Origin of the sequence: Oryzomicrobium terrae (assembly GCF_008274805.1) — a bacterium.
Classification (GTDB): Bacteria; Pseudomonadota; Gammaproteobacteria; order Burkholderiales; family Rhodocyclaceae; genus Oryzomicrobium; species Oryzomicrobium terrae.
In genome coordinates this window covers 794,411-820,057 of the sequence record NZ_CP022579.1, presented here as the reverse complement: position 1 = coordinate 820,057, position 25,647 = coordinate 794,411, and the positions used below count along the sequence as shown (strand labels likewise).

General features: G+C 67.4%; 21 protein-coding genes and 1 riboswitch. Of the genes, 11 read left to right on the top strand and 10 right to left on the bottom strand.

The window, feature by feature from the left end; all coding sequences use genetic code 11:
- The first annotated feature begins 155 nt into the window (after window positions 1–155).
- The 3 genes from OTERR_RS03765 to OTERR_RS03755 all read left to right on the top strand — a co-directional run bounded on the left by OTERR_RS03765 (window position 156) and on the right by OTERR_RS03755 (window position 3,261).
- The gene (locus OTERR_RS03765) at window positions 156–1,571 is read left to right on the top strand and encodes an aminotransferase-like domain-containing protein (protein ID WP_149424909.1); all 1,416 of its coding nucleotides are present in this window, start codon (window positions 156–158) and stop codon (window positions 1,569–1,571) included.
- Between the two features lie 113 nt (window positions 1,572–1,684).
- Window positions 1,685–1,780, top strand: a riboswitch (glycine riboswitch).
- A 284-nt stretch (window positions 1,781–2,064) separates the two neighbouring features.
- Window positions 2,065–2,679: a trimeric intracellular cation channel family protein gene (locus OTERR_RS03760; RefSeq protein WP_082397066.1), complete on the top strand. Its 615-nt coding sequence runs from the start codon at window positions 2,065–2,067 to the stop codon at window positions 2,677–2,679.
- 150 nt (window positions 2,680–2,829) lie between these two features.
- On the top strand, window positions 2,830–3,261 hold the full coding sequence (locus OTERR_RS03755) for a CBS domain-containing protein (protein ID WP_054621571.1): 432 nt from the start codon (window positions 2,830–2,832) through the stop codon (window positions 3,259–3,261).
- 107 nt (window positions 3,262–3,368) lie between these two features.
- Here the strand turns inward: OTERR_RS03755 and OTERR_RS03750 are convergent, their stop codons facing one another.
- Window positions 3,369–4,280 (bottom strand): LysR family transcriptional regulator, encoded by a 912-nt coding sequence (locus OTERR_RS03750; RefSeq protein ID WP_149424908.1) that lies wholly within the window; start codon window positions 4,278–4,280, stop codon window positions 3,369–3,371.
- A gap of 443 nt (window positions 4,281–4,723) precedes the next feature.
- On the opposite strand from OTERR_RS03750, the gene OTERR_RS03745 reads away from it, so the two are divergent.
- The 3 genes from OTERR_RS03745 to aceB are packed head-to-tail and all read left to right on the top strand — an operon-like array spanning window position 4,724 to window position 7,863.
- Complete coding sequence (locus OTERR_RS03745) at window positions 4,724–5,413, top strand: haloacid dehalogenase type II (RefSeq protein WP_149424907.1); 690 nt, start codon at window positions 4,724–4,726, stop codon at window positions 5,411–5,413.
- A 14-nt stretch (window positions 5,414–5,427) separates the two neighbouring features.
- Window positions 5,428–6,204, top strand: a complete 777-nt coding sequence (locus tag OTERR_RS03740; protein ID WP_149424906.1) for a sulfite exporter TauE/SafE family protein — start codon at window positions 5,428–5,430, stop codon at window positions 6,202–6,204.
- A 60-nt stretch (window positions 6,205–6,264) separates the two neighbouring features.
- Window positions 6,265–7,863, top strand: a complete 1,599-nt coding sequence (gene aceB / locus OTERR_RS03735) for a malate synthase A (RefSeq protein ID WP_149424905.1) — start codon at window positions 6,265–6,267, stop codon at window positions 7,861–7,863.
- 90 nt (window positions 7,864–7,953) lie between these two features.
- Here the strand turns inward: aceB and OTERR_RS03730 are convergent, their stop codons facing one another.
- The 4 genes from OTERR_RS03730 to OTERR_RS03715 all read right to left on the bottom strand — a co-directional run bounded on the left by OTERR_RS03730 (window position 7,954) and on the right by OTERR_RS03715 (window position 13,571).
- On the bottom strand, window positions 7,954–10,764 hold the full coding sequence (locus OTERR_RS03730; RefSeq protein ID WP_149424904.1) for a bifunctional diguanylate cyclase/phosphodiesterase: 2,811 nt from the start codon (window positions 10,762–10,764) through the stop codon (window positions 7,954–7,956).
- A 189-nt stretch (window positions 10,765–10,953) separates the two neighbouring features.
- Window positions 10,954–11,100: a DUF2474 domain-containing protein gene (locus OTERR_RS16630; protein ID WP_149424903.1), complete on the bottom strand. Its 147-nt coding sequence runs from the start codon at window positions 11,098–11,100 to the stop codon at window positions 10,954–10,956.
- Window positions 11,100–12,104: a cytochrome d ubiquinol oxidase subunit II gene (gene cydB / locus OTERR_RS03720; RefSeq protein ID WP_149424902.1), complete on the bottom strand. Its 1,005-nt coding sequence runs from the start codon at window positions 12,102–12,104 to the stop codon at window positions 11,100–11,102. The genes OTERR_RS16630 and cydB overlap by 1 nt, the downstream gene beginning before the upstream one ends.
- 3 nt (window positions 12,105–12,107) lie before the next feature.
- Window positions 12,108–13,571 (bottom strand): cytochrome ubiquinol oxidase subunit I, encoded by a 1,464-nt coding sequence (locus OTERR_RS03715; protein WP_149424901.1) that lies wholly within the window; start codon window positions 13,569–13,571, stop codon window positions 12,108–12,110.
- A 406-nt stretch (window positions 13,572–13,977) separates the two neighbouring features.
- Here OTERR_RS03715 and OTERR_RS03710 point away from each other — a divergent pair, with 406 nt between their 5' ends.
- Both OTERR_RS03710 and OTERR_RS03705 read left to right on the top strand, forming a co-directional pair.
- Entirely contained in the window at window positions 13,978–14,916 is a 939-nt protein-coding gene (locus OTERR_RS03710; RefSeq protein ID WP_149424900.1) for a nucleoside recognition family protein, read from the top strand.
- 326 nt (window positions 14,917–15,242) lie between these two features.
- Complete coding sequence (locus tag OTERR_RS03705) at window positions 15,243–16,424, top strand: acetylornithine transaminase (RefSeq protein WP_149424899.1); 1,182 nt, start codon at window positions 15,243–15,245, stop codon at window positions 16,422–16,424.
- Between the two features lie 21 nt (window positions 16,425–16,445).
- Here the strand turns inward: OTERR_RS03705 and OTERR_RS03700 are convergent, their stop codons facing one another.
- On the bottom strand, window positions 16,446–17,477 hold the full coding sequence (locus OTERR_RS03700) for a bile acid:sodium symporter family protein (protein WP_054621581.1): 1,032 nt from the start codon (window positions 17,475–17,477) through the stop codon (window positions 16,446–16,448).
- Between the two features lie 146 nt (window positions 17,478–17,623).
- Here OTERR_RS03700 and OTERR_RS03695 point away from each other — a divergent pair, with 146 nt between their 5' ends.
- From OTERR_RS03695 to OTERR_RS03685, 3 genes are all read left to right on the top strand, one after another.
- Window positions 17,624–18,385: an AraC family transcriptional regulator gene (locus OTERR_RS03695; protein WP_149424897.1), complete on the top strand. Its 762-nt coding sequence runs from the start codon at window positions 17,624–17,626 to the stop codon at window positions 18,383–18,385.
- A gap of 287 nt (window positions 18,386–18,672) precedes the next feature.
- The gene (locus tag OTERR_RS03690) at window positions 18,673–19,050 is read left to right on the top strand and encodes a CidA/LrgA family protein (protein ID WP_149424896.1); all 378 of its coding nucleotides are present in this window, start codon (window positions 18,673–18,675) and stop codon (window positions 19,048–19,050) included.
- Window positions 19,050–19,796 carry an LrgB family protein gene (locus OTERR_RS03685; RefSeq protein WP_187775296.1) on the top strand — a complete coding sequence of 249 codons (747 nt, stop codon included), beginning with the start codon at window positions 19,050–19,052 and terminating at the stop codon, window positions 19,794–19,796. Before OTERR_RS03690 ends, OTERR_RS03685 begins: the two co-directional genes overlap by 1 nt.
- A 215-nt stretch (window positions 19,797–20,011) precedes the next feature.
- Here the strand turns inward: OTERR_RS03685 and OTERR_RS16110 are convergent, their stop codons facing one another.
- The 4 genes from OTERR_RS16110 to OTERR_RS03665 are packed head-to-tail and all read right to left on the bottom strand — an operon-like array spanning window position 20,012 to window position 25,646.
- Entirely contained in the window at window positions 20,012–20,608 is a 597-nt protein-coding gene (locus OTERR_RS16110) for an energy transducer TonB (RefSeq protein WP_149424895.1), read from the bottom strand.
- A gap of 26 nt (window positions 20,609–20,634) precedes the next feature.
- On the bottom strand, window positions 20,635–23,835 hold the full coding sequence (locus OTERR_RS03675) for a pilus assembly protein (protein ID WP_149424894.1): 3,201 nt from the start codon (window positions 23,833–23,835) through the stop codon (window positions 20,635–20,637).
- A gap of 15 nt (window positions 23,836–23,850) precedes the next feature.
- The gene (locus OTERR_RS03670) at window positions 23,851–24,462 is read right to left on the bottom strand and encodes a hypothetical protein (protein WP_149424893.1); all 612 of its coding nucleotides are present in this window, start codon (window positions 24,460–24,462) and stop codon (window positions 23,851–23,853) included.
- Window positions 24,450–25,646, bottom strand: a complete 1,197-nt coding sequence (locus OTERR_RS03665; RefSeq protein WP_187775294.1) for a PilW family protein — start codon at window positions 25,644–25,646, stop codon at window positions 24,450–24,452. Before OTERR_RS03665 ends, OTERR_RS03670 begins: the two co-directional genes overlap by 13 nt.
- Window position 25,647: the final 1 nt, after the last annotated feature.

The following is a 25,647-nucleotide window of genomic DNA, read 5'->3' as shown; positions in this document are numbered from 1 at the left end:
TCCGATAAGCGCCCGGCATCGGTCAGTCATGACCGTCCCGACCCTCTGCCCAGGCGGCAAGGATCGGGTACCGGGATACAGCACGGAGTAAACCGTTTAGCGCCTGCCGGTAACAGATTCAGATATTATGAAAAACAACCAGCACAGATAGCCCCATGAGCGCGCCCCGCTACGAATCCCTCGCCAACGAACTGCTCCTGCTGATCGCCAATGGCGTGCTGCGCGCCGGCGACCGGCTGCCCTCGGTGCGCGCCACCTGCCGGAGCCATACCCTGAGCCCGGCCACGGTGCTGCAAGCCTACTACCTGCTGGAACGGCGCGGTCTGGTGGAAGCCAGGCCCAAATCCGGCTACTACGTGCGTCCCCGCCCCGCCCGCCACCTGCCCGAGCCGCGTCAGACCCGGCCCACCTCGGAATCGACCCAGGTGGACATCAGCGATTTCGTTTTCGACGTGCTCTACGCCAGCCGCGACCAGAGCGTGGTGCCCCTCGGCTCGGGCTTTCCCAGCCCGGAGCTGTTTCCCCTGGACAAGCTCGCCCGCCACCTGGGGGCCGCCGCCCGGCACATGGACGCCTGGGCCACGGTGCGCGACCTGCCGCCCGGCAACGACGCCCTGCGCCGCCAGATCGCCCTGCGCTACCTGGCGGCCGGCGCCCCGGTCAGCCCCCAGGAAATCGTCATCACCAACGGCGCCATGGAAGCCCTCAACCTGTGCCTGCAGGCCGTGGCCCAGCCCGGCGACCTGGTGGCGGTGGAATCCCCCACCTTCTACGCCAGCCTGCAGGCCATCGAGCGCCTGCAATTGAAGGCGGTGGAAATCCCCACCCATCCCCGGGAAGGGGTGAGCCTCACCGCCCTGGCCAAGGTTCTGGAGCAGCAGCCAGTGAAAGCCTGCCTGCTCATGCTCAACTTCCAGAATCCCCTGGGCAGCCGGGTGCCGGAGGACAAGCGGCGGGAGCTGCTGGCCCTGCTCGCCCGCCACGACGTGCCCCTGATCGAGGACGACGTCTATGCCGAGTTGCACTTCGACGGCGAGCTGCTCTCCAGCAAGACCCTGGACGGGGCCGGCCGGGTGCTCCACTGCGGCTCCTTCGCCAAGTGTCTGGCGCCGGGCTACCGGGTCGGCTGGGTGGCCGCCGGGCGCTACACCCGCAGCGTCGAGCGGCTGAAGTTCATGACCTCCCTGGCCAGCAACATCCCGACCCAGATCGCCCTGGCCGACTACCTGCAGCAAGGTGGCTTCGAGCCCCACCTGCGCCGCCTGCGGCGCGCCCTGGCGCAGCAGCAGGCCCAACTGATGGAGGCGGTGGCGCGCCACTTCCCGGCCGAGACCCGGGTCAGCCGCCCCGAGGGGGGCTATTTCCTGTGGCTGGAGCTGCCCGAGGGCACCGACACCCTGGTCCTGCACCGGCGCGCGCTGGCCCAGGGCATCAGCATCGCCCCGGGGCCGATCTTCTCGGCCAAGCGCGAGTACCGGAACTGCCTGCGCCTCAACTTCGGCCACCCCTGGGACGAGCGCCTGGACACTGCGGTGGCCGCCCTGGGCCGCTTGGTGGCGGACGCGGCCTAGTTCCGCCCCTCCCCCCGCCCCACCTCCTGCCAAGCTGCCGCCACCGGTAGGCGCAACGGCCGGGCCGCAGCGTGGCGGCGGGTTGCCTCGCCCCACCATCCCCCGGATAATCCGCCTACCCTGCAGGAGAGAGGAGGCGCCGTCAGGCGCCCCCCGCCGAAGGCGCAAGCTCCCATAATCGCTCAGGCACCGGGAACTGCGGGGTTCATTCAGCCGACTGGAGAGCGGTCGCCGCCATGCCGCAAGGCCGCGGGCGATCCACCGAAGGGGCAGGCCGGACGCCGCAGGCGGCCGGGCCGAAACTCTCAGGTAAAAGGACAGGGGGAGAGGCGCTGCACGGAACCGTTTGCCCGAAGCCAGTCATGGCCCGGGCCAAACCCCGCGCCCCTATTGGATCTCCAGCCATGCCCCTGCAAAACCCAGCATCCACGCCAATCTCCAGGCATACCCTCTGGAACACCGCACCCCGCCTTGCTTTCAGCGAGGTGGCCCCGTGCTGATCACCATCTACCTGATCGCCATCACCGCCGAAGCCATGTCCGGAGCCCTGGCCGCCGGGCGGCGCAACATGGACATCTTCGGCGTCGCCGTGATTGCCTTCGTCACCGCCCTGGGGGGCGGCACCATCCGCGACATGGTGCTCGGCCACTTCCCCATCGGCTGGACCCAACACCCGGATTACATCTACCTGGTGATCTCCGCCGGCCTGCTGACCACCGTCCTGGCCCGCTACATGCACCACTTGAAAATGGTCTTCCTGGTACTCGACGCCCTGGGATTGATCGCCTTTTCCCTGATCGGCTGCGAAGTGGCCCTGGGCATGGGCTACCCCACGGTGGTGGTGATCATGGCCGGCATGATCACCGGCATTTTCGGCGGCGTGCTGCGCGACGTGCTGTGCAACCAGGTGCCGGTAGTGTTCCGCCACGAGCTGTACGCCAGCGTCTCCCTGGCGGTGTGCATCCTCTACCTGGTGCTGCGCAAGTTCGGCGTGCCCACCGAGGCCAACACCCTGATCAGCTTCGCCGCCGGCCTGACCCTGCGCCTGCTGGCCATCTGGCGCGGCTGGAAGCTGCCCACCTTCTCCTACCAGAAGCGCTGGGAATAGCTTCCGGCCCCAGCCCGGGGCAGGCCCGCCGCCCCGGCCGCCGACCGGCCGCGGCGGGGAACCTGGCCGGGGCAGCACAGTCCCTCCCTTTCAAATACACTGGCATCCCCACTGTCAGTTGTAGACGGGCCCGCGCCCAAGGAGACTGCCATGCCCCAACGCACCATCCGCGACGTCATTCGCGACCAGCACATACTCACCACCAGTGAAGAGAGCACCGTGCGCCAGGCGGTGCGGCGCATGGCCGACACCCGGGTCGGCGCCATCATGGTGATCCGCGGCGGCCTGCTGGTGGGTATCTTCACCGAGCGCGACGCCCTCAACCGGGTTTTGGCCCCGGGCCTGGACCCGGACACCACGCCGATCACCCTGGTGATGACCCCGGAACCGCGCACCGTCAGCCCCGAACGCCCCCTCGGCTACGCCTTGCACCTGATGCACACCGGCGGCTTCCGCCACCTGCCGGTGGTGGACAACGGCCGCCCGGTGGGTATGGTCTCGGTGCGCGACGCCCTGGGCAGCGAGCTGAGCCAGTTCGAGCGCGAACTGGACGATTTCGAGCACATCGCCACCTCCCTTTAACCAGACCTGATGCCCTGGGCGCCGCCTCGGCATGGCCGCCCCCGCCCTTGCCACCCGGCGGCCGGGGGCGCCACGACAGCAGCGGCAGCAGCAGCATCCCCCCCCGCCTAGCGCCAGTAGGCCGGGTTGCTGTAGGTGTTCTTCAGGTAGTCGATGAACAGCCGCACCCGCAGCGGCAGGTGGCGGCGCTGCGGGAACACCGCGTAGATGCCCATGGGCGGCGCCGCGTAGTCGTCCAGCACCGTGCGCAGGCGCCCCGCTGCCAGATCCCCCCCCACTTCCCATAACGAACGCCAGGCGAGGCCGTGCCCGGCCAGGGCCCACTCGTGCAGCACCGCCCCGTCGTTGCATTCGAAACGGCCACTCACCTTGACCGTGAGCGTGGCCCCGGGGCGCTCGCTCGCCCGTTCCAGGTCGGCAAACAGCCACCCGCGCTGGGGACCCAGGGACAGGCAATCGTGGCCCGCCAGATCGTCCGGGGTGGCCGGTGCCCCCCGGGCCGCCAGGTAGACCGGACTGGCCACTACCACCCGGCGCATCTCCCCGAGCTTGACGCTGACCAGGCTGGAATCGGTCAGCTCGCCGATACGGATGGCGCAATCGATGCCCTCGTTGACCACGTCCACCAGCCGGTCGGACAAATCCAGGTTGGCGGTCACTTCGCTGTGGCCGGCCAGAAACTCGGCCACCAGGGGCGCCACGTGCTTGCGCCCAAAGCCGGCCGGCGCCGACAGGCGCAGGTGGCCGCTGGCCTTGACCCCACCCAGGGACACCGAGGCCTCGGCATTGGACAGGTCGTTGAGGATGCGCTGGCAATCCTCCAGGAAGGCCTGGCCTTCGAAGGTCAGGGACAGGCGGCGGGTGGTGCGCAGCAGCAGCTTGACCCCGAGCCGCCCTTCCAGGGCATCGATGCGCCGGCCGATGATGGCCGGGGTAACGCCCTCGGCGGCAGCAGCGGCGGACAGGCTGCCCCGGGTAGCGGAAGCGACGAAGGCGGTGATCTGCTTGAAGGTGTCCATGAGAGCGGGCCGTAATCGAAAGGAACGGGGGGGACGAAGAGAGATATATCCGGTGGCCGGCCAGCGACGGCGCCAGGGCGCCGACCACGCCAGTGGCGCGCGGCAGGCAAGGCCTCCGCCAGAGAAACCGGCAGGCGCGCCCCAGCCCGCCACTGGTCAGTTTTGCGGATACCGGGAGGCCGGGTGCGGCGCTACGATGGCGTCGCCGCTCGCCACTCTCCCGGCGAGGCGGCAGGTCAATTGTTCTCCCCGCCCTTTTCCCCTGAGGGGCGGATCGATCACCCCCCGTGCGCATAGCGCATTTCACCCCGCCCCCGTGGCGGGGTTTTCTTTTGCGCCATTCTTTACTAAAAGTAAAAAATATAGAAGACAAAAAGGCCGTTATCACGATCCTCAATGTTGAATAGACTAGCGTCATTGTCTTCGGGGAATCCTGATCGGTCATGTTCCGCGCCATCCTGTTCGACGCCTACGGCACCCTGTTCGACGTCCATTCGGTGACGTCGCTGGCCGAGCAGCTGTACCCCGGCCAGGGCGCCGCCCTGTCCCAGTTGTGGCGCGAGCGGCAGATCGACTATTCCCGTATCCGCACCATGAGCGGCCAGTACCGGCCGTTCTACGAGATCACCGACGACGCCCTGACCTTCGCCTGCGCCCGCCTCGGCCTGCCGCTCTCCGCCGAGCAGCGCCGCCGCCTGATGGCCCAGTACGCCTGCCTGTCCCCCTTTCCCGAGAACCTGCCGGCGCTGAAGGCGCTCAAGGCCCTGGGCCTGCCCCTGGCGATCCTGTCCAACGGCACCCCGGCCATGCTCGACATCGCCGTCAAGAGTGCCGGCATGGCCGGCCTGTTCGACCACCTGCTGTCGACCCACGCCGTGCAGTGCTACAAGACGGCCCCCGAGGCTTACCAGCTGGGGCCGGATACCTTCGACGCTCCGGCCAAGGACCTGCTGTTCGTCTCGTCGAACGGCTGGGACGCCTGCGGCGCCACCTGGTTCGGCTACACCACCTTCTGGGTCAACCGGGCCGGCCAGCCGCCGGAAGAGCTGGGCGTGGTCCCCAGCGCCAGCGGCTCCAGCCTCAACGACCTGGTGGCCTTCGTCCGCGCCCGCCAGGCCGGCGGCAAGGCCTGAGACCCCACGGCGCCATGGAACTGACCCACATCCTGCTCATCGGCATCGCCGCCTTCGCCGCCGGCGCGGTCAACTCGGTGGCCGGCGGCGGCACCTTCTTCTCTTTCCCGGCCCTGCTCGCCGTAGGGGTCCCGCCGGTGGTGGCCAACGCCAGCAACTCGGTGGCCCTGTGGCCAGGCAGCCTGGCCGGCGCCTGGGCGTTCCGTCGCGAACTGGCCCGTTTCAAGCGTACCCTGCCGCTGCTCTCGGTGGTGGCCTTCTTCGGCGGCATCGGCGGCGGCCTGTTGCTGCTCGCCACCAGCAACGCCGCCTTCGCCAAGCTGATCCCCTGGCTGCTGCTGGTAGCTACCGTGCTGTTCGCCTTCAGCGCCCAGCTCTCCCGGCTGGTGGCCCGCTTCAAGCCCGCCGCCCCCGGTCATGACGGCGAGCGCCATGTGGGCCCGGGGGGCTATCTCTTTCAACTGGCCGTCTCCATCTACGGCGGCTTCTTCGGGGCAGGCATGGGCATCCTCATGCTGGCGGCCCTGGCCATTCAGGGCTTCAAGGATGTCCACGAGATCAACGCCCTGAAGAACTGGTTGTCCGCGGTCATTTACAGCGTGGCCGTGGGCACCTTCGTCATCGCCAACGCGGTTTCCTGGCCGCATACGGCGGTGATGCTGATCACCGGCACCGTGGGGGGCTATGCCGGCGCGGCCGTGGCCCGCCGCATTCCCGCCCTGTGGCTGAAGCGGGTGATCATTGCCGTGGGCAGCCTGCTCACCGCGTACTACTTTTACAAGACGGCCTAGCCACTTGCCGCCTATCGCCGATTTTTTGCTTTGCCTGCCACCATCCTCCAAGGAGCATCCATGAGCCTCAACCTGCCCCAAGGCGTCGCCATCAACGCCCCGCTGCACCCCCGCTTCGACGAAATCCTGACCCACGACGCCCTGGCCCTGGTCGCCAAGCTGCATCGCGCCTTCGAAGGCCGCCGCCAGGAACTGCTGAAAGCCCGCGTCGCCCGCCAGGCCCGCATCGACGCCGGCGAAATGCCCGACTTCCTGCCGGAAACCAAGCACATCCGCGAAGGCGACTGGAAGGTTGCCCCGGTGCCCCCCGCACTGCAGTGCCGCCGCGTCGAGATCACCGGCCCGGTGGAAGCCAAGATGATCATCAACGCCTTCAACTCCGGCGCTGATTCCTACATGACCGACTTCGAGGATTCCAACAGCCCCAACTGGTTCAACCAGATCCAGGGCCAGGTGAACCTCTTCGACGCCATCCGCCGCAAGCTGACCTTCACCAACGAAGCGGGCAAGGTCTACAAACTCAACGACAAGATCGCCACCCTGCAGATCCGCCCCCGCGGCTGGCACCTGGATGAGAAGCACGTGACCGTGGACGGCCAGCGCGTCTCCGGCGGTATCTTCGACTTCGCCCTGGTGTTTTTCCACAACGCCAAGGAACAGGTGGCCCGCGGCGCCGGCCCCTTCTTCTACCTGCCCAAGATGGAATCCCACCTGGAAGCCCGCCTGTGGAACGACATCTTCGTCATGGCCCAGGACCACATCGGCCTGCCCCAGGGCACCATCAAGGCCACTGTGCTGGTGGAAACCATCCTCGCCACCTTTGAGATGGAAGAGATCCTCTATGAGCTGCGCGAGCACTCCGCCGGCCTGAACGCCGGACGCTGGGACTACATCTTCTCCTGCATCAAGAAGTTCAAGAAGAACAAGGACTTCTGCCTGGCCAACCGGGGCGCCATCACCATGGAAGTGCCCTTCATGCGCTCCTACGCCCTGGCCCTGGTGCAGGCCTGCCACAAGCGCGGCGCCCCGGCCATGGGCGGCATGAGCGCCCTGATCCCGATCAAGAACGATCCGGAAGCCAACGAGAAGGCCCTGGCCGGCATCCGCCACGACAAGCGCCGCGACGCCAACGACGGCTACGACGGCGGCTGGGTGGCCCACCCGGGCCTGGTGCCCATCGCCATGGAAGAGTTCGTCAAGGTCCTGGGCGACAAGCCGAACCAGTTCGGCAAGCAGGTCGAAGGTACCTTCGGTCCCAAGGACTGGCTCAACTTCCAGCCCGAGCAGCCCATCACCGAAGCCGGCCTGCGCAACAACATCAACGTCGGCATCCACTACCTGGGTTCCTGGCTGGCCGGCAACGGCTGCGTGCCCATCCACAACCTGATGGAAGATGCCGCCACCGCCGAAATCTCCCGCTCCCAGGTGTGGCAGTGGGTGGTCAGCCCCAAAGGCAAGCTCGACGACGGCCGCAAGGTCACCGTGGACATGGTGCGCCCGATGATTGCCGAAGAACTGGCCAAGGTGAAGGCCACCGTCACCGCCCAGGGCGAGAAGACCGAGACCTACGACCAGGCCGCGGAAATCTTCGACAAGATGTCCCTGACCCCGGACTACCCGGAATTCCTGACCCTGCCGCTGTACGAGGCGATGGAATAAGCGCAGAGCGCTTGTCAGCAGGAATGAAAACGGCGCCAGGGAGACCTGGCGCCGTTTTTCATTGGGCACGTCGAGGAGCAGCGAGCAGACTCAGGCGGGAACCGTCTCCAGCAACTCCGCCAGCTCCGCCCCCGCCATCGGTCGGGCCAGCAAGAAGCCCTGCATCAGGGTGCAACCCTGGGCGGCGAGGAAGGCGCGCTGGGCCTCGGTTTCTACGCCTTCGGCGACGGTCTTGAGGCCAAACTGGCGGGCGATGCCGATGATGGCGGTGGTCAGGGCTGCGTCCTCGCTGTCGTCGGGGAGGGATTGGACGAAGGAGCGGTCGATCTTCAGGGTATCCAGGTCGAAACGCTTCAGGTACGACAGGCTCGAATAGCCGGTGCCGAAGTCGTCCAGGGCCAGCCCCACGCCGAGAGCTTTCAGATCGGCCAGGGCGGTGGTGTGGCGCTCGCCGTCTTCCATCAGCATCGACTCAGTCAGTTCCAGTTCCAGCCAGCGCGGCGCCAGTCCGCTTTCGGCCAGGACGTCGGCGATCATCGTGGCGAGCCGGGCCTGGCGGAATTGCACGGCGGAGAGGTTGACCGCCACTGGAATCGGCCGCAGGCCAGCGTCCTGCCAAGCCTTAGCCTGGCGACAGGCTTCGCGCAGCACCCAGTGGCCGAGGGGCAGGATCAAGCCCGAATCTTCGGCCACCGGGATGAAACGGGATGGGGGAATCAGGCCCAACTCCGGGTGCTGCCAACGCACCAGGGCTTCGCAGCCGGTGAGCTCGCCGGTCTGCAGGTCGAACTGGGGCTGATAGTGAAGGAACAGCTCGTTGCGGGCGATGGCTTGGCGCAGGTTGTTCTCCAGGGCCAGACGCTCGGACACCCGGGCATTCATTTCCGGGGTGAAGAACTGAAAATTGTTGCGTCCGTTGTCCTTGGCGTAATACATGGCCGCGTCGGCGTTCTTCAGCAGGGTTGAGCCGTCCTGGCCGTCCTCGGGGAAGACGGCGATGCCGATGCTGGGGGTCACGGCCAACTCGTGCCCATCCGCCTGCAAGGGCTGGCTCAGTGCCACCAGCAGCTTTTCCGCCACGCTGGCCGCCTGGTTCGGCGCATCCAGTTCGGGCAGCAGCACCACGAACTCGTCGCCGCCGAGGCGGCTGACGGTGTCGCTGGCGCGCACCGTGTCGGCAAGCCGTGCCCCGACCTGGCACAGCACCTGGTCCCCGATCGCATGCCCCAGGGAATCGTTAATGTTCTTGAAACGGTCCAGGTCGATGAAGATCAGGGCCATGCGGCCGCCCCCACGCTGAGCGGCGGCAATGGCCTGGCCGAGCCGGTCCTGCAGCAGCACCCGGTTGGGCAGGTTGGTCAGGGCGTCGTACTCGGCCATGTGGCGCACCTGGGCCTCGGCTGCCTTGCGCTCAGTAATGTCGGAAAAGGCGGCGATGTAGTGGGTCACCTCGCCACGGTCGTTCTTGACCGCGCTGATGTTGAGCCACTCGGGGAATGGGGTGCCATCCTTGCGCCGGTTCCAGATTTCACCGGCCCAGGTGCCGCGCTCGTTCAGTTCCCGCCACATGGCGGCATAGAACTCGGCCGAATGCCGGCCGGAAGAGAACAGGCTCGGGTTCTGGCCGACCACCTCGTCGGCGGCGTAGCCGGTTATGGCGGAAAAGGCCCGGTTCACCGTGAGGATGCGGTTGCTCGGGTCGGTAATGACGATGCCTTCGTTGCCGCTTTCGAACACCTGGGCGGCCAGCCGCAGCTGCTGGGCATTCTCGATCAGTTGGGCGTTGCGGGTTTCGATGTCGTCCCGGTAGGCATGGAGAATGCGGCCGAGCCAGCGAGAGAAGAGTAGGGAAAAGGCGAAGGTCGCCGCTGCGGCCAGGGCCAGCACCAGGACGGTGGTCACGATGTGGCTGCGCACCCCGGCGGCCAGTTCTGACTGGCCGTTTTTCAGGACCGTGTCCAGGTCGTCCAGATACACCCCCGCCACCAGCACCCAGCCCCAGGAATCCACCGCGCGCACCATCGAGAACTTGGACGACATCTGGTTGCGTTCCGGATGCAGCCAATCGTAGCGCGCCACCCCACCCCCCTGCCTGGCCAGGTCGAGGAGCTGGCGAACCACCCGGCGCTCCGCCTCCGACGGCAGATGGGCAACCTCGACGCCCTCGGAGTTCGGGCGTGAGGGCGACACCAGCACCCTGCCGTCGCGGTGCAGCACCGCCAGGTAGCCGTCCTTGCCGAAGCGCACCGAGCGCAGCCGCACCAGGGCTTCCTGGCTCAGCTGCTGTTCCATGTTGGACAGGTAGTCGCCGGCGCCGATGATCCAGCCGAAGGGCTCGAAGTTGCGCACGTAGGCGATCTTGTCGGCCATTTCCCGGGAATTGCCCGGGGCGTACCAGCGGTAGCGCGAATAACCCTGGCCGTCCTTGGCCGCCTCGATCAGGCCGCGCATGATGTAGTGGCCGGTATCGTCCCGGTTGTCGAGCAGGGACGAGCCCTCGCGCTCCGGCGAAATGGGCAGCAGGACGCAGTTGCCGGCCCGGTCATCGATGAAGAAATAGCCGCGGCCGTCGAAGAAACGCATTGGCCGCAGGGCCTCGCTCGCCAGTCGGCGGATCTCGGCCTCGGGACGGCGCCCCTTTTCCTGCCGGTAGATGGCCTCGACCACCTGGTAGGCCTGATCGACCTCGGCCTTGAGGGCCTCCTTGAGCACGGCCTCGGTGCGGGAGCGGACGAATTCCAGGTAGTTGCTGCTCGAATCCAGTTCGGCGGCAAGCAAGCTCTGCTGACGGGCGAGGGTTTCCCGCTCGAGATCAGCCAGACCGGCTTCGAAATCGCGGATGTGCTGCCAAGTGAAATACACCCCGAGTCCCAGGGTAAACACCAGGACCAGGGCAAGCATGCCAAATAGCTGAAGTCGGGGAAGAGACTTTTCGTTAATTCCGGAAAGCACGAAATATTTATTTTATTTATATCTAAAGTCATATTTTACAATGACTTCTCTCGCACTCCGGGAATAAATACGCTACGCGGGCAACGTTTTTTCACCATCCCGCGGCACGTTCATGCGCAGCCCCCCCCACCGCAACGCTCAGGAATTAAAGCCGGCAGCCTGCATCAACAGACGTAGCAGCCAGGCAGCTACGGCCAGCGTGGCCACGCTGGCCGCCCAGATCAACACCAGCCAGCCGAGCCGCCGTCCCCACGGGGAGCGGCCGCTCCCTTCCCCCCGGGTCATCAGTGGTAGCCCTCGCCGTGTCGGACCTTGCCGCGGAAGACGTAGTAGGACCAGACGGTGTACATCAGGATGAAGGGGATGATGAACAGGGCCCCCACCAGGGCGAAGCCCTGGCTCTGGGGCGGCGCCGCCGCCTGCCAGATGCTGATGCCGGGCAGGATGTTCGGCCAGACGCTGATGGCCAGGCCGCTGTAGCCGAGGAACACCAGCCCCAGGGCGTAGAGAAATGGCGCGGCAACCGGCGCCCGATCGAGGGAACGCACCAGGCCGACCATGGCCAGGACCACCAGCAGCGGCACCGGGGCGAACCAGGCCAGGTTGGGCCAACTGAACCAGCGCTCGGCAATGTGGGGCTGGGCCAGGGGCGTCCACACGCTGATCGCCACGATGGCCGCCAGCAGCAGCCCCACCAGGGGCCGGGTCAGGGCCAACATGTGGCGGTGCAGATCGCCCTCGGTCTTCATGATCAGCCAGGTGCTGCCGAGCAGGGCGTAGGCCGCCACCACCCCAATGCCGCAGAACAGCGGAAAGGGCGCCAGCCAGTCCAAAGGGCCGCCGGCAAAGGCGCGGCCGTCCATCTTGATGCCGTCGATGTAGGCCCCCAGCACCACGCCCTGGAAGAACGCGGCCACCAGGGAACCGCCGATGAAAGCCTTGTCCCAGACGTGGCGCTCCCGGTCGTTGGCCTTGAAGCGGAACTCGAAGGCCACGCCGCGGAAGATCAGCCCGAGCAGCATGAACACCAAGGGCAGGTAGAGGGCGCTCAACACTACCGCGTAGACCAGGGGAAAGGCCGCCAGCAGGCCGGCGCCGCCCATCACCAGCCAGGTCTCGTTGCCGTCCCAGACCGGCGCCACCGTGTTCATCATCACGTCCCGGTCGTGCCGGTCGGGGACGAAGGGGTAGAGCAGGCCGATGCCCAGGTCGAAGCCGTCCATGATCACGTACATCATCACGCCGAACAGGATGATGCCGGCCCACAGCAAGGAAAGATCGATGCCCATGACTCAGTTCCTCCCCGCCGCGGCGCCAGAAGACAGGGGCGCCCGGGCCTCATCGTCGCCCACCGCCGACAGGGGTCGGGCCGGGGTGCGCTCCAGGCCGGGCCCGCTCTCCGGGTGCGGGTCGCCCTCGTGGGGTTGGGGCCCCTTGCGCACCAGGCGGAACATGTAGGCGATGCCCACGCCGAAGACGAAGAAATAGGTGGCCACGAACAGGGCCAGGGACAGGGCCAGCTCCGGCACGCCGTGGGGCGTCACCGCGTCGGCGGTGCGCAGCACCCCGTAGACCACCCAGGGCTGGCGCCCGGCCTCGGTGGTGATCCAGCCGGCGAGCAGGGCCACCAGCCCGCTCGGCCCCATCCACAGCACGGCGCGCAAAAAGGCCCGGGAACGGTACAGGCCGCCGCCCCGGCGCAGCACCAGCCCCCACAGGCCGAGCAGGATCATCAGTAGCCCCAGCCCGACCATGACGCGGAACGACCAGAACAGCAGAGTGGCGTTGGGCCGGTCTTCCGGCGGAAATTCCTTCAGTCCCTTGATCTGGCCGCCCCAGGTGTGGGTCAGGATCAGGCTGCCCAGGTGAGGGATCTCGACGGCGTAGCGGGTCTCTTCCCGGGCCATGTCGGGCCAGCCGAAGGCGATCAGGGGCAGGGCCTCGTCGCCCCGGTTTTCCCAGTGCCCTTCCAAGGCGGCGATCTTGGCCGGCTGGTGCTCCAGGGTGTTGAGCCCGTGCATGTCGCCGATCACCGCCTGGACCGGCGCCACCACCACCAGCAGCCCCAAGGCCATCGACAGCATCTTGCGCAGGGCCGGGTTGTCCTGGCCGCGCAGCAGGTGCCAGGCCGCCGAGGCGGCGACGAACAGGGCGGTGGCGAGAAAGGCGGCCACGCTCATGTGCAGCAGCCGGTAGGGAAAGGAGGGGTTGAAGATCACTGCCAGCCAGTCCGTAGGCACCACCCGACCGTCCAGGATGGCGTAGCCCTGGGGCGTCTGCATCCAGCTGTTGGAGGCCAGGATCCAGGTGGTGGACACCAGGGTGCCCAGGGCCACCATGGCGGTGGAAAGGAAGTGCAACCCCGGTCCGACCTTGTTCCAGCCGAACAACATGACGCCGAGGAAGCCGGCTTCGAGGAAGAAGGCGGTCATCACCTCGTAGGCCAGCAAGGGGCCGGTGATGCCCCCGGCGAACTGGGAAAAGCCGCTCCAGTTGGTGCCGAACTGGTAGGCCATGACCAGCCCCGACACCACCCCCATGCCGAAGTTAACGGCGAAGATTTTCGACCAGAAGTGGTACAGATCCCGGTACACCGGCTGCTTGGTGCGCAGCCAGCAGGCCTCCAGCACCACCAGGTAGCTGGCCATGCCGATGGTGATGGCGGGAAAGAGGATGTGGAACGAAACGGTGAAGGCGAACTGGAGCCGGGCCAAGTCCAGGGCGGATAGTACAGAGAATGCGCTTAGATCGGCCATGACCATCCCTCCAAGCACCTCTTGCCAGGGCATCGCTGCCCGCTGTCTTGCCCTCTTCCCGCCACGGGGAGTACCGTCTGCCTGCCCATGAAAACCTCACTGGTGGATGCACCGCGCCGGGAATAACCGATCGACGGAAACCCCGGGCGCCCGGATCGTCACAGAGCCACACACACCGCAGATGCGCGGAGCCGGCCCCTAACTGCCGCTTGATTGACCGCCCCTCCCACCCCCCGGTTCGGCAAGTTTTGTCACGATTGGTATCAGCGCCGCACCGCTCCTGAGCGCTACACACCGGAGAATCCCGCTACCGTTGCCACCACCGCATAGCCGGCCAGGCCGGCGAATGGGCATAATTGCGGCCGCCCCGGCGCTACCGCCGCCCCTCCCTTTTTCCGCCTCCGCCATGGAACTGCTCATCGACGCCATCCTCAAGGCTGGCCGCTCCGCCGTCGAACTGTCCCTCTTCATCCTGCTGCCGGTGATGGTGGTGATGCTCTCCCTGATGCGCCTGCTCGAAGCCAAGGGCGTACTCGACTGGGCCGTGGCGCGCATTGCCCCGCTGCTGAAACCCGTGGGCCTGACCGGCCTGGGCGTATTCGCCGCCCTGCAGATCAACTTCGTCAGCTTCGCCGCCCCGGTGGCCACCCTGACCATGATGGACCAGCGCGGCGCCTCGCCGCGCCACCTGGCTGCCACCCTGGCCATGGTGATGGCCATGGCCCAGGCCAACACCACTTTTCCCCTGGCCGCCCTGGGCCTGAGCTACACCCCCACCCTGCTACTCTCGGTGCTGGGCGGACTGGCGGCGGCGGCCGTCACCTACTACGGCTTCGGCCGCCACCTGAGCAGCGCCGAGGCGCCCCTGGACGAAACCCTGCACCACCGCACCGCCGAGGACGCCAAGGGGGTGCTGGACGTGATCAACCATGCCGGTGCCGAGGCCTTCAAGATCGCCGTGGGCTCGATCCCCATGCTGGTGCTGTCGCTCACCGTGGTGATGCTGCTGCGCGCCTTCGGCGCCATCGACCTGCTCACCGCCCTGCTCGGCCCGGCCATGGCCGCCCTGCACCTGGACCCGGCCCTGATCCTGCTCACCCTGACCAAGGTGCTGGCCGGCGGCACGGCCATGATGGGGGTGATGGACGAGATGCTGCGCCAGGGCCACGCCAGCGTGCTGCTGCTCAACCAGGGCGCCGGCTTCCTCATCAACCCCCTGGACGTGGCCGGGGTGGCCATCCTCATCTCCGCCGGCAAGCGCGTCGCCGCGGTGTGGAAGCCCGCCGTGCTGGGGGGCTGCATCGGCATCCTGCTGCGCACCGCCGGCCACATCCTGCTCGCCTGAGCGCCACTAAGCAGCAGCCCCCGGTTTCCCCCTGCTGACCAGCGCCCTGCTGGCGGAATACCGCCAGGTCCACGGCGAGGAGCCACGGCATCCCTGCCGCGGGGAGCCAGGGCCGGGCGGATGCAAAACCGTCATCCCGGCAGGGCAAACTATGGCAAAGTGCACGGCATGACCCGCACTCACCTCACCGGACTGCCGTTGCCCGCCGAACGACGCCGCCGCCCCCATGGCGGCCGTCGCCCGCCGCTCGTCCCCCGTTGAGGGTTTGCCCGCTTTCCCCCCAGGCCACGGCATTCCCGTGGCCTTTTTCATTGATGGAGACTTCCATGGATTTTTCCCCCGCCGACGCCCAGCCCCTGATGTGGATCACCGCCCGCCCCGACCTGGTGTTCGTCGAGGGACGAGGCTCCTGGCTCACCGATCACCGGGGCAAGCGTTACCTGGACTTCGTCCAGGGCTGGGCGGTGAACTGCCTGGGCCACGGCCACCCGGCCATCGTTGACGCCCTGGCCGCCCAGGCCGGCAAGCTGATCAACCCCAGCCCGGCCTTCTACAACGAACCGTCGCTCAAGCTCGCCCGGGGCCTCACCGAGCACTCCGGCTTCGACCGGGTGTTCTTCGCCAGCACCGGGGCCGAGGCCAACGAGGGCGCCATCAAGCTGGCGCGCAAATGGGGCAAGGTGCACAAGGGTGGCGCCTTCGAAATCATCACCTTCACCGGCAGCTTCCACGGCCGCACCCTCGCCACCATGTCCGCCTCGGGCAAGCCCGGCTGGGACACCCTGTTCGCCCCCCAGGTGCCCGGTTTCCCCAAGGCCACCCTCAACGACCTGGCTTCGGTCGAAGCCCTGATCGGCCCCAACACCGTGGCGGTGATGCTGGAGCCGGTCCAGGGCGAAGGCGGCGTGGTGCCCGCCACCACCGAATTCCTCCAGGCCCTGCGCCACCTCACTACCGAGCGCGGCCTGCTGCTGATCGTGGACGAGGTGCAGACCGGCATGGGTCGCACCGGCGCCCTGTTCGCCCACCAGCACGCCGGTATCGAGCCGGACATCATGACCCTGGGCAAGGGCATCGGCGGCGGCGTGCCCCTGTCGGCCCTACTCGCCAAGGAAGCCGTGTGCTGCTTCGAGGCCGGCGACCAGGGCGGCACCTACAACGGCAACCCGCTGATGGCCGCAGTGGGCGTGGCCGTGCTCGACACCCTCACCGCCCCGGGCTTCCTCGCCGAAGTCGCCGCCCTGGGCGACTACCTGGGCGTCAAGCTGCGTGAGCTGTCCGACGAATTGGGCCTGAACGGCGAGCGCGGCCAGGGCCTGCTGCGTGCCCTGCTGCTCGCCGACGAACGCGGCCCGGCGGTGGTGGAAGCCGCCCGCAACCTGGCCCCCGAAGGCCTGCTGCTCAACGCCCCCCGCCCCCACCTGCTGCGCTTCATGCCGGCCCTCAACGTCACCCGGGAAGAGATCGACCGGATGATCGGGATGCTGCGGCCGCTGCTGGCGAAGTAAGCCCCCTGCCCCCCGGACCGCTCACCTCTCCCGCGCGCCGTAGCGGGAGGCGAGCACCGAGCAGACGAACAACTGCAGCTGGTGGTAGAGCATGATCGGCAGCACGATCAGCCCCAGGGCCGGGTGGGCGCCGAACAGCAGCTTGGCCATGGGCACGCCGGAGGCCAGGGTCTTTTTCGAGCCGCAGAACACGGCGGTAATTTCGTCCTCGGTGGCGAAGCCCAGGCGCCGGGCGGTCCAGGTGGTGAGGGCGAGGACGATGGCGAGCAGCACCGCCACGCCGGCCAGGGTCTCGCCCAGCACCTCCAGCCCCTGGTCGCGCCACACGCCGGAAGCCACCGAGTTGCAGAAGGCGCCGAACACCAGCAGCAGGATGACGAAGCGGTCGAGCAGGTTGGTGTAGCGCTTGAACCGGACGTGCCATTTGTGCAGCGCCGGGCGTAGCGCCATGCCCGCCACCAGGGGCAGGAGCAGCAGGCGGGCGATGGCCAGCGAAGCGTCGGTCAGGGAATGAGCGTGGCCGCCGGCACCGTTGCCGCCATCGAGCATGTTGCCCACCAGCAGGGTGATGAGCAGGGGGGTCATGACGACGCCGAGCAGGGTGGACAGGGTGGCGTTGAAGATCGCCGCCGGCACGTTGCCCCGGGCCAGGCCGGTCATGGCCACCGACGACGAGATGGTGGACGGCAGGGCGCACAGGTAGCAAAAGCCCAGCACCAGCCCGGGCGACACCCGGTCGCCCAGGGCGGCGTTGGCAAGCCACCACAGGAGCGGAAAGACGGCGAAGGTGAATAGCTGCACCAGCACATGCACCCGCCAGCGCAGCAGGCCGTCGCGCAGGCTGGTCATGGACAGCCCCAGGCCGTGAAGGAAAAACACCAGGGCGATGCCCACGTCGGTGACCTGGTCGATGTGCAGCAGGCCGCCGCTCTTGCCCAGGCTGGGAAACAGGCTGGCCAGGGCCACGGCGCCGAGCATGCCGACCAGGAACCAGTCGCGGATGACCCGGTTGAAGGTGCGCCAGAGGGTCTGGCCGAGGGAGAAGGCGGGCATGGGGAGCACTCCGGTAAAGGCGGCGGCCAATGACGACAGCGACGGCGCCGATTGCGCGGACACCCGCGCAGGAGGAAACTCTACGCCCATCCCGCTTGTCCGACTTTCGACGGTCTGCCAACCATCATCGCCAACCGGACAAATCTATGAAACGCCCCGTTCCCACCCTCGCCGCCCTGCCCCGGCCCCTCTACAACCGCAGCGAATCCCTGCCCGACGGGTCGTGGACCGAGGTGCACCGCCACCCCTGGTGCCAGTTCTCCTACGCCATCAGCGGCGTGCTCGGGGTGCGCACCCCCGCCGGTAACCACGTGGCCCTGCCCCGCTACGGGGTGTGGATTCCGCCCGGGGTGGACCATCAGGTGGAATCCCACCGCCCCACCGAGATGCGCAGCCTGTACCTGACCCCCGAGGTGGCCGCCCGCATGCCCGCCGAGTGCCGGGTGCTGGAGGTGACGCCCCTAGCCCGGGAGCTGATCCGCGCCGTGGCAGCGTTGCCGGTGGAGTACGACCCGGCCGGCGAGGACGGCCGCCTGGTCCAGGTGCTGATCGACCAACTGGCCCGCCTGCCCGCCGCCGCCTTCACCCTGCCCCTGCCGGCGGACGGGCGGCTGGCGGCGCTGTGCGCGGCGCTCCAGGCCGATCCGGACGACCGCCGCACCCTGGCCGACTGGGCGGCCGAGGCCGGCGCCTCGGAGCGCACCCTGGCGCGGCGCTTCCTCCAGGACACCGGGCTGACCTTCCGCGAATGGCGCCAGCGCCTGCGCTTGCTCATGTCCCTGGCCGCCCTGGAGGCGGGCGAGAGCGTCACCGCCGTGGCCCTGTCCCACGGCTACGACTCGCCCTCGGCGTTCACCGCTGCCTTCCGCGTTTTCTTCGGCACCACGCCCGGCGAACTACGGGGCTGAACCTGGCCCGGGGCTGAAACTTCCGGGCGGCGCAACCCTCCATCCCCTGGCGGCCTGGGTGGCCCGGGCGGCCCGGATGCAACGGGTGGCCCGAACGGAGCGCGCCGCTGGGGTGGCGCCGACGAAGGGGTGGCGTCGACGAACCGCGGTCACAGCAGATGTGACCCCAGGTATGTAATGGCCGATCTAGTTCGGATTATTATTGCAACCCAGTACCAACGATCTACCGCCGCCCCTCGCCCTCCGGGACCGAGGCGTGGCGGTCATTGCTTTTGGAGGCCCCATCCATGCTCGCTGCCCTGACCCAACTCCTCATCTTCCAGCTGATCGGCGAGGTGCTCGCCCGCTGGCTCGACCTGCCGGTGCCGGGCCCGGTGATCGGCATGCTGCTGCTGTTCGCCACCCTGGTGCTCGGCGACGGCCCCAGCCACGAATTGCAATCCACCTCCCAGGGCATCCTGCAACACCTCTCCCTGCTGTTCGTGCCCGCCGGCACCGGGGTGATGGTGCATTTCCACCGCCTGGAGGCGGAATGGCTGCCCATCGTCCTTTCCCTGGTGGTCAGCACCCTGCTCACCCTGGCGGTAACCGCCCTGGTGATGAAGGCCGTGGCGGCGCGGCGCGGGCCGGGCGCCCCGGCGGCGCCCCGCGGGGAGGGTGTGTGATGCCCAGCCTCATTACCCCCCAGCCCCTGTCCGCCATCTGGGTGTACCTGTCGGCCTCGCCCCTGATGGGCCTCACCGTCACCCTGCTCGCCTACCAGGGCGCCTTCTGGGTGTACAAGCGGGCCGGCTTCCATCCTCTGGCCAACCCGGTGCTGCTCGCCGTGGTCACCCTGGTGACCCTGCTCACCGTCACCGGTGTGCCCTACCAGCGCTACTTCGACGGCGCCCAGTTCGTGCACTTCCTGCTCGGCCCGGCCACCGTGGCCCTGGCCCTGCCGCTGCACGCCCAGCTCAAGAAGGTGTGGTCGATGATCGTCCCGGTACTGGTGGCCCTGGTGGTGGGCTGCCTGGTGGCCGCTCTCTCCGCCATCGTCATCGGCCACCTGTTCGGTGCCAGCACCGCCACCCTGATGTCCCTGGCCCCCAAGTCGGTGACCATGCCCATCGCCATGGGCATCGCCGAGCGCAACGGCGGCCTGCCCTCCCTGGCGGCGGTGCTGGTGATGGTCACCGGCATCCTCGGTGCGGTGACCGCGCCATACCTGTTCAACGCCATGGGCCTCAAGGACCCGGCGGTGCGCGGCTTCGCCATCGGCGTGGCAGCCCACGGTATCGGTACCGCCCGGGCCTTTCAATCCAGCGAGCAGGCCGGCGCCTTCTCGGCCCTGGCCATGGGCCTGAACGGCGCCCTCACCGCCCTGCTGCTGCCGGTGATTCTGCCCTGGGTGCGAGTATGGACAGGGTGACCTCCGGGTCCATGCCATCGCCTACCTGCATGGCGGACAACACACTGGTCTGATCGCTACATCAGCCGCGGGGGTTCATGCTCCCACCGCGCCATCACCCCAGGGGCGATGGCATTAGCACCGGCCGAGCGCCAATTGCAAAACCGTGCACCACGGGGCCGCAACCGTTTGCGGCCCCTTTCTTTTTTTCCGGAAATGACGAGGCCGCGGCGGCGTCATGGAGCCGGATGCGCTTCGTAGACGACCTCGAAACGCAGCCAACTCGGCACCGGCAGCCCCTGGCGCTGGGCGGGGGTGAACTTCAACCGGGCATATTCGCCACGCAGTTGATCGGTGAAGCCGGCAGGCAGGGTGCTCTCCTCCACCTCGACTCGGTCCACGCTACCTCGCTCGTTGAGGAAGAGGCGCAGGCGCACATGGCCCGGGGGGACTTCTTCGGTCGGCAGGGGCAGGTCGGGTGCAGCGCTGACGCTGGCCCGGCGATCCAACTCCGTGGGAGCGAAATAGGCTGGAACAGCCTGTCCAGGCGAGGCAGCAGGCGCCGGTTGAGTCGCGCCGGGGGCTGTTTCGGCCAGCGGGGAAAGAGCCGCCGTGGATTCGGCGGCAAGGTCCGTCGCGGGTTGCGCCTGGGGGGTGTCATCCACAGCGGGAAGGGGATCAGCGGCGGCCGGAGCGGCACTTCCGGGCGCCGCGAGCAGAGCCTGGAGCGGCGGCCCGTAACGCTCCGGGCGCGCCTCGCTCGGTGCGACAACAAGCAACAGCAGGTGGGCGGCCGCGGAGAGGGCCAGGCAAAGCGGTAAGCGGGCGTGCATTTCGTCCCCGGTGGCCCGGGGTGGCATTACATCAATTCGCGCCAGTATATGCGACGCCACACCGCCGGAGCCGCACCGGGGGGTTTGGGCGGCTCGCGCACCGCGGGGGACTTGAAGGTCTGATCGGAGAAACGGATCACCGCCCGCTTGCCGTCGGCCGTTTCCACGATCACCGCCCGGCTGGACAAGGCGTAGCCCTGGAAGGAGAAGGACGGCCAGTAGGTATTGCCGTTGTAGGTCGTGGGAATGGCGCCGCCATTGGCGGCATCGACGTTGACGAACCAGCTGGAGCCCCCCGGATCGCAGGTGGTGTTGGTTGGCACGTTGACCGTGATCACCAGGGCACCGCCGGAGCTCAGCTGGGGATGGGTGACGACCCGGGCGTTGGCGATGGGCAGGTCGAAGTACCAGCCGGTCTGGGTGGCGCTCAAGCCATAGGTCGTGTTGGTGTACTCGGTGTTGTTGTTCTGTGCCGTGCCGGGGTTCTGGCAAACGAAGGCGCCGGTGCCGCCGCCGGACGGGCAGGTGGAACCGTTGCCACCGCGAATGTTGGGCAGAGGGGGCGACACGACGCTGGTGTCGTCGATGATGCCGTAGACCGACTGGGTCTGGGTCGCATGGGCGTTTTGCGGGGTATTGCCGGGCACGTCGCTGTCGCCCAGATACTGGCCGGTACCGACATAGACGAAGTACTTGCTGGCCGATGCATTGACCGGCCCGACCACCGGCGCCGACGTAATCGCCTGGGCGTTGCCGGCCCCGTCGGTCAGGGTGGCGATGTGGACCGCCGACCAGTCGTTGAGGTTGAAGCGCCAGACGTTGCCCAGCAGATCGCCACCATAGACGTAGGAAATCACGTCCGTGGCCAGGGCCCCGTTGGGCTTGGCCAGGTAGGTCAGACCGGCCGGCGTGGCGGCATTGCCGACGCCGGTATCGATCACGTTGGTCACCGCGCCGGTGGTGGGATTGAGCACGAACACCCGGCCGTGGCCGTCGCCGGAGGTATCGGAACCGTTGTTGTAGCCCGAGGCCACCAGCACGCGCCAGCCGGACGGCGTGTTGATGATCAGCGGCGTGCCGTAGCTGTAGCCCATGCGGCTGTCGCTGCCCAAGGCCTCCCACAACACCTTGGCGGCGTAGGCCGATTCCGAGGCGGCAGTGCCGCTGGTAATGTCGAGGGCGTAATAGCCGCGCCCGCCCTTGCCCAATCCGCCGACCAGCACCTTGGTCGTGCTGCTCGCCCCCGGCACGTCGGCAATCGCCGGCGTGGCATCCACGTAGAACTGGTGGGCGTAGTTGGGATCGGCCAGGGTGCTCAGCTTGTTGAGCAGCAGGCGCGGCACGTAGGCCCACAGCTCCTGTCCCTGCTGGGTGTCGGAGGCGCTGATGCTGCCGTTGAAGACGTGCAGCATGCCGTCGTTGGCGCCCTGGAAAATGACCGGGGTGTCGCCGTATTTCACCACCACCGGTTCGGCATTGACGATGTCGCCGAGCAGATGGCCGCGGCGGCGGTAGGTGGAGCCTTCCAGGCTGCGGTCACCGCGCAGGTAGTTCACCAGGGGCGCGGCAAGGCCGGTGGAGGCGGCCGAAAAGACCGCCCCGCCAGTGCCCGAATAGGTGACGATGTTGCGGTTGGCCGCAGTACGCGCATCGAGCTTGGCCTGGGCCGACCAGACGCTCGGGGTGATGGGCAGGCCGGTGGTGGTGTTGAGGGAAAAGGCCTCCAGGTCGCCGCTCCAGTCGCCCGAACTGTACTTGGAAGCATAGGCCGTGTTGTCCACGGTGATCTGGGTGTTGACCACCGCCACCGCCGAAGAGGCACCGTCCTTGGACAGGGCATCGTCCATGGCCTTCTTGAACGCCGTGGTCAGGGTGGTGGTGTCGTCGGCGGTGAGGAACAGGCCGCCGCCTTCCGCCGCGGTCTCCTGCAGCAAGGGATCGTCCTTCGCCTGGGCGTCGGCAAAACCGACGGTGTAGGTACGGACGTTATTCTTTTTGCTGCGGCCCGCCGGCGCCGCCAGGTCCGGCCGCAGGTCTATCTCATAGAGCGCCTGGGCAACGTCATCCAGATAGTCGCTGCCGCCGCTTTCATAACTGTGTGCCCCGCCCAAATGGCCGATATGGGTGGTGGTGGTCTTCTGGCCATACTGGTTTTTCCCCGTGGTGGGGCAGGAACCGATGACCCCGGCGTAGTCGCACAGGTTAGCGTTGTTCGCCAAGCCGATGTCGTTCTGCGGACGGCCATCGGTGAGCAGGATCGCATAGGAGCGCTGGCACCAGTACTGCACCGGGCAAGACGTACCGGAGCACGTGCTGGGCGCGCCAGCCAGCTTGTGCGGCGAGCTCGTTCCCTGCTTGAACGTACTGGCAACGCTGGCAATCGACGGTGTGCCATTCGGATGCAGGGTCAGGTTGCCGGTATAGGGGATGGTGAAGTACTGGCCGATATCGGCCAGGGTCTCGGACAGGGGGGTGCTGCCGGAAGCATCCAGGCCGTCGATGGCGGTCTTCATCGCCGCCAGGTTGGTGGTCGTCAGGTCGGCGATGCCACGCAGCAGCGAGCCACCATCCGAGCTGTTGTAAGCGCTCAGGCCAACCCGCACCTTGGCCTGGGTCGAGCCGCTGGTGGGCAACGGCAGGGCATCCAGGGTCGCCTTGGCGGCAATCTGGGCGATTTCCAGCCGGGTATGCACGGCGTAGCTGGCGTTACTCAGTTTCTTGCGGTCCACCCAGCCAGTAAGGGGCCCGTCGTAATTGCCGAAAAACCAGTTCAGGTAATGGCCGGTATAGACGGCATCCAGGGAGGTGGGACAAGTGGTGCCACCGCCGCACGGTTGATCGGCCAGTAGGCGGGCGCTGTAGGTGGCGTTATTGTCAAAACAGCGCTGGGAGTTGCTGGCACTCCCCAGGGTATAGCTGTTGTTGCCGTAATAGATCTTCGGCACGCCGCCGGTGATGCGCAGATCCACGGAGGTGCCGGCTGGCACCTGGCGGTTGCCGTTCGGGCAGCTGGCCAGATACGTGGCCGTCGGGCTGTAGGGGGCCTCGGGCACGATGTTGCGCATCGACCCGGAGCTGTCGACCATGAACATGAAGTTCGGCGCGACGTTGTTCTTCACCGCCATCGGGGTGTCGGCGATATCGGTACCGGCCAGCGCCAGGGAGCCTACCAGGGCCAAAAACAGGGCCGAGTAGCGGGCCAGGCGCCTCAGGACGTGACGTTGCATGGTTTCTCCCCCTGGTCAGCTCGTGGCCGGACCGCTGATCATTACTTCATACAGGCCAGTGGCATTGCGCGGACCACGCACCCGGATGATGACGCGATAGCGAATGGCCAACTGCTCGCTGGGCGCGGTTGCGCGCACCTCGTAGTCGCAGTGGGTCTTGATGTCTTTCAGGTCGGTGAGCGTCGGGTTGGCATCGCATTGCCGTTCCAGGTAGTACTGGATCCGGTAGCTGCCGGTGCTGGTATCGCAATTCGCCACCGCTGCCCCCGTCTCGTCGGTGCAGGCCACCTGGCTCCAGTTAACGCCCGTCGGCACGCCCAGGCTGTCCATGGCCGCTTGGCGAACACTGAAATAGCGGTTGTTGACGTCAGCATTGCCGCCACCACCCACCGTGATGTTGGCCAGGTTGTTCATGGCATCGGTGATCGCCCGGTCGGAGGCCTGCATGGCCGCCTGCTTGAAGGCGAAGTTGCCGGCAATGACGTTGTTGGTGTCGGCCGACCGCATCGCCGCGATGCCGGCCAGGGTCAGCAGTACCAACACGATCAGGGTGACGAACAGGGCCGCCCCCCGCTCGCGCCGCCGGGCCCTAACCAGGCCACCGGCCATGGGTTTTACTGATTCCATGCCACGTTCCTCAGGGGGATCACGCTCTGGTAGACCCGGTAACGATAGTTCTGCCAAGTCTTGCCGGCGGGAACGGTAACCGTGCTCAGATCGATCGCCGGCGCGGCGGCATCGGGAAATCCACTGGATACGGCTGCCGTCACGTTCCCCGAAGCCGGCTCCCGCCCCCGCGCCACGACGGCGATGCGCACCGCTTTGATGCGCATCGCGTCGGCACTGGTGGGGGCCGCCCAAGTGGCCCCGGTAGCGTCGACCCAGGACGTCACCACATCGCTGTTGGCGCTGGCGGAAATACCATACTGGGCCTGGATCTGCACCACGTCGCCCACCTGGGGGATGACGTTGGCGAAGGCGGCCGGCGAGGCCGTGCACGACGGGGCATTCACCCCGGCCATGGTGGCGTCGTAGGACACCAGGGAATTGCACATCACGGCATACGTGTCCTGGACCAGCTTGCCCAGGCGGGCAATGATGGCCGGGCCGATGACGGTGGGCGGCGCGTTGACGTAGCCATAGCGCGGCGCATCGGCAAAGGCGGTGTTGGGATTGGCCGGGTTGTATTTTCCGGTGCTGCCCGGGTTGTGCTGCACTTTCAGACACGAGGTCGTCACCCCACCACAGGTACCGCCCCCCGGGGGGAAATCGGTAATCTGGAACAGGGTGCACGGCCGGTTGCTGCCCGGTACGCCGACGACAGCCAGGTCGCCGACCTGCAGACTGCCCTGGTGATTGACGACGAAGTTGGCCGAGGTGTTTGGCATGTCTTCCACCACGTTGACCACGCCACTACCCCCCTTGGCATCGGCGTAGGTCACGGTGATCTTGTCCGACCCGCCCGCACCGCCATCGGTGATCTTGATCGGCAGCAACGGTGCGCCGTTGGCCAGGGTGGTGCCGTCGTAATAGATGTTGATGCTGCTGCACAGCAGCTGGCCGTTGTTGAACAAGCCAGCCCCGGCCAGGCGGGCGGCCCGGTCGATCACGCCGAGGGCGGTGCGGGCGCTTTCCTGGGCATCCCCGCCGGAAATGGTGGTCTTGCGCTGCTGGTTGAGCACCGCCACCGAGCCGGTCACGGCCAGAACGACGAGCATGCCGATCACCAGACCGACCATCAATTCCACCAGGGAAATACCGCGCTGCCGCCACCGGCGGGCGGTGGGTGCGGAACAAGGAGAAACCGCCATG

Coding starts and splice junctions, on each gene's coding strand:
- OTERR_RS03765 (WP_149424909.1), top strand. CDS start 156: ATGAGCGCGCCCCGCTACGAATCCCTCGCCAACGAACTGCTCCTGCTG.
- OTERR_RS03755 (WP_054621571.1), top strand. CDS start 2,830: ATGCCCCAACGCACCATCCGCGACGTCATTCGCGACCAGCACATACTC.
- OTERR_RS03750 (WP_149424908.1), bottom strand. CDS start 4,280: ATGGACACCTTCAAGCAGATCACCGCCTTCGTCGCTTCCGCTACCCGG.
- OTERR_RS03745 (WP_149424907.1), top strand. CDS start 4,724: ATGTTCCGCGCCATCCTGTTCGACGCCTACGGCACCCTGTTCGACGTC.
- OTERR_RS03740 (WP_149424906.1), top strand. CDS start 5,428: ATGGAACTGACCCACATCCTGCTCATCGGCATCGCCGCCTTCGCCGCC.
- aceB (WP_149424905.1), top strand. CDS start 6,265: ATGAGCCTCAACCTGCCCCAAGGCGTCGCCATCAACGCCCCGCTGCAC.
- OTERR_RS03730 (WP_149424904.1), bottom strand. CDS start 10,764: ATGCTTGCCCTGGTCCTGGTGTTTACCCTGGGACTCGGGGTGTATTTC.
- OTERR_RS16630 (WP_149424903.1), bottom strand. CDS start 11,100: ATGACCCGGGGGGAAGGGAGCGGCCGCTCCCCGTGGGGACGGCGGCTC.
- cydB (WP_149424902.1), bottom strand. CDS start 12,104: ATGGGCATCGATCTTTCCTTGCTGTGGGCCGGCATCATCCTGTTCGGC.
- OTERR_RS03715 (WP_149424901.1), bottom strand. CDS start 13,571: ATGGCCGATCTAAGCGCATTCTCTGTACTATCCGCCCTGGACTTGGCC.
- OTERR_RS03710 (WP_149424900.1), top strand. CDS start 13,978: ATGGAACTGCTCATCGACGCCATCCTCAAGGCTGGCCGCTCCGCCGTC.
- OTERR_RS03705 (WP_149424899.1), top strand. CDS start 15,243: ATGGATTTTTCCCCCGCCGACGCCCAGCCCCTGATGTGGATCACCGCC.
- OTERR_RS03700 (WP_054621581.1), bottom strand. CDS start 17,477: ATGCCCGCCTTCTCCCTCGGCCAGACCCTCTGGCGCACCTTCAACCGG.
- OTERR_RS03695 (WP_149424897.1), top strand. CDS start 17,624: ATGAAACGCCCCGTTCCCACCCTCGCCGCCCTGCCCCGGCCCCTCTAC.
- OTERR_RS03690 (WP_149424896.1), top strand. CDS start 18,673: ATGCTCGCTGCCCTGACCCAACTCCTCATCTTCCAGCTGATCGGCGAG.
- OTERR_RS03685 (WP_187775296.1), top strand. CDS start 19,050: ATGCCCAGCCTCATTACCCCCCAGCCCCTGTCCGCCATCTGGGTGTAC.
- OTERR_RS16110 (WP_149424895.1), bottom strand. CDS start 20,608: ATGCACGCCCGCTTACCGCTTTGCCTGGCCCTCTCCGCGGCCGCCCAC.
- OTERR_RS03675 (WP_149424894.1), bottom strand. CDS start 23,835: ATGCAACGTCACGTCCTGAGGCGCCTGGCCCGCTACTCGGCCCTGTTT.
- OTERR_RS03670 (WP_149424893.1), bottom strand. CDS start 24,462: ATGGAATCAGTAAAACCCATGGCCGGTGGCCTGGTTAGGGCCCGGCGG.
- OTERR_RS03665 (WP_187775294.1), bottom strand. CDS start 25,646: ATGGCGGTTTCTCCTTGTTCCGCACCCACCGCCCGCCGGTGGCGGCAG.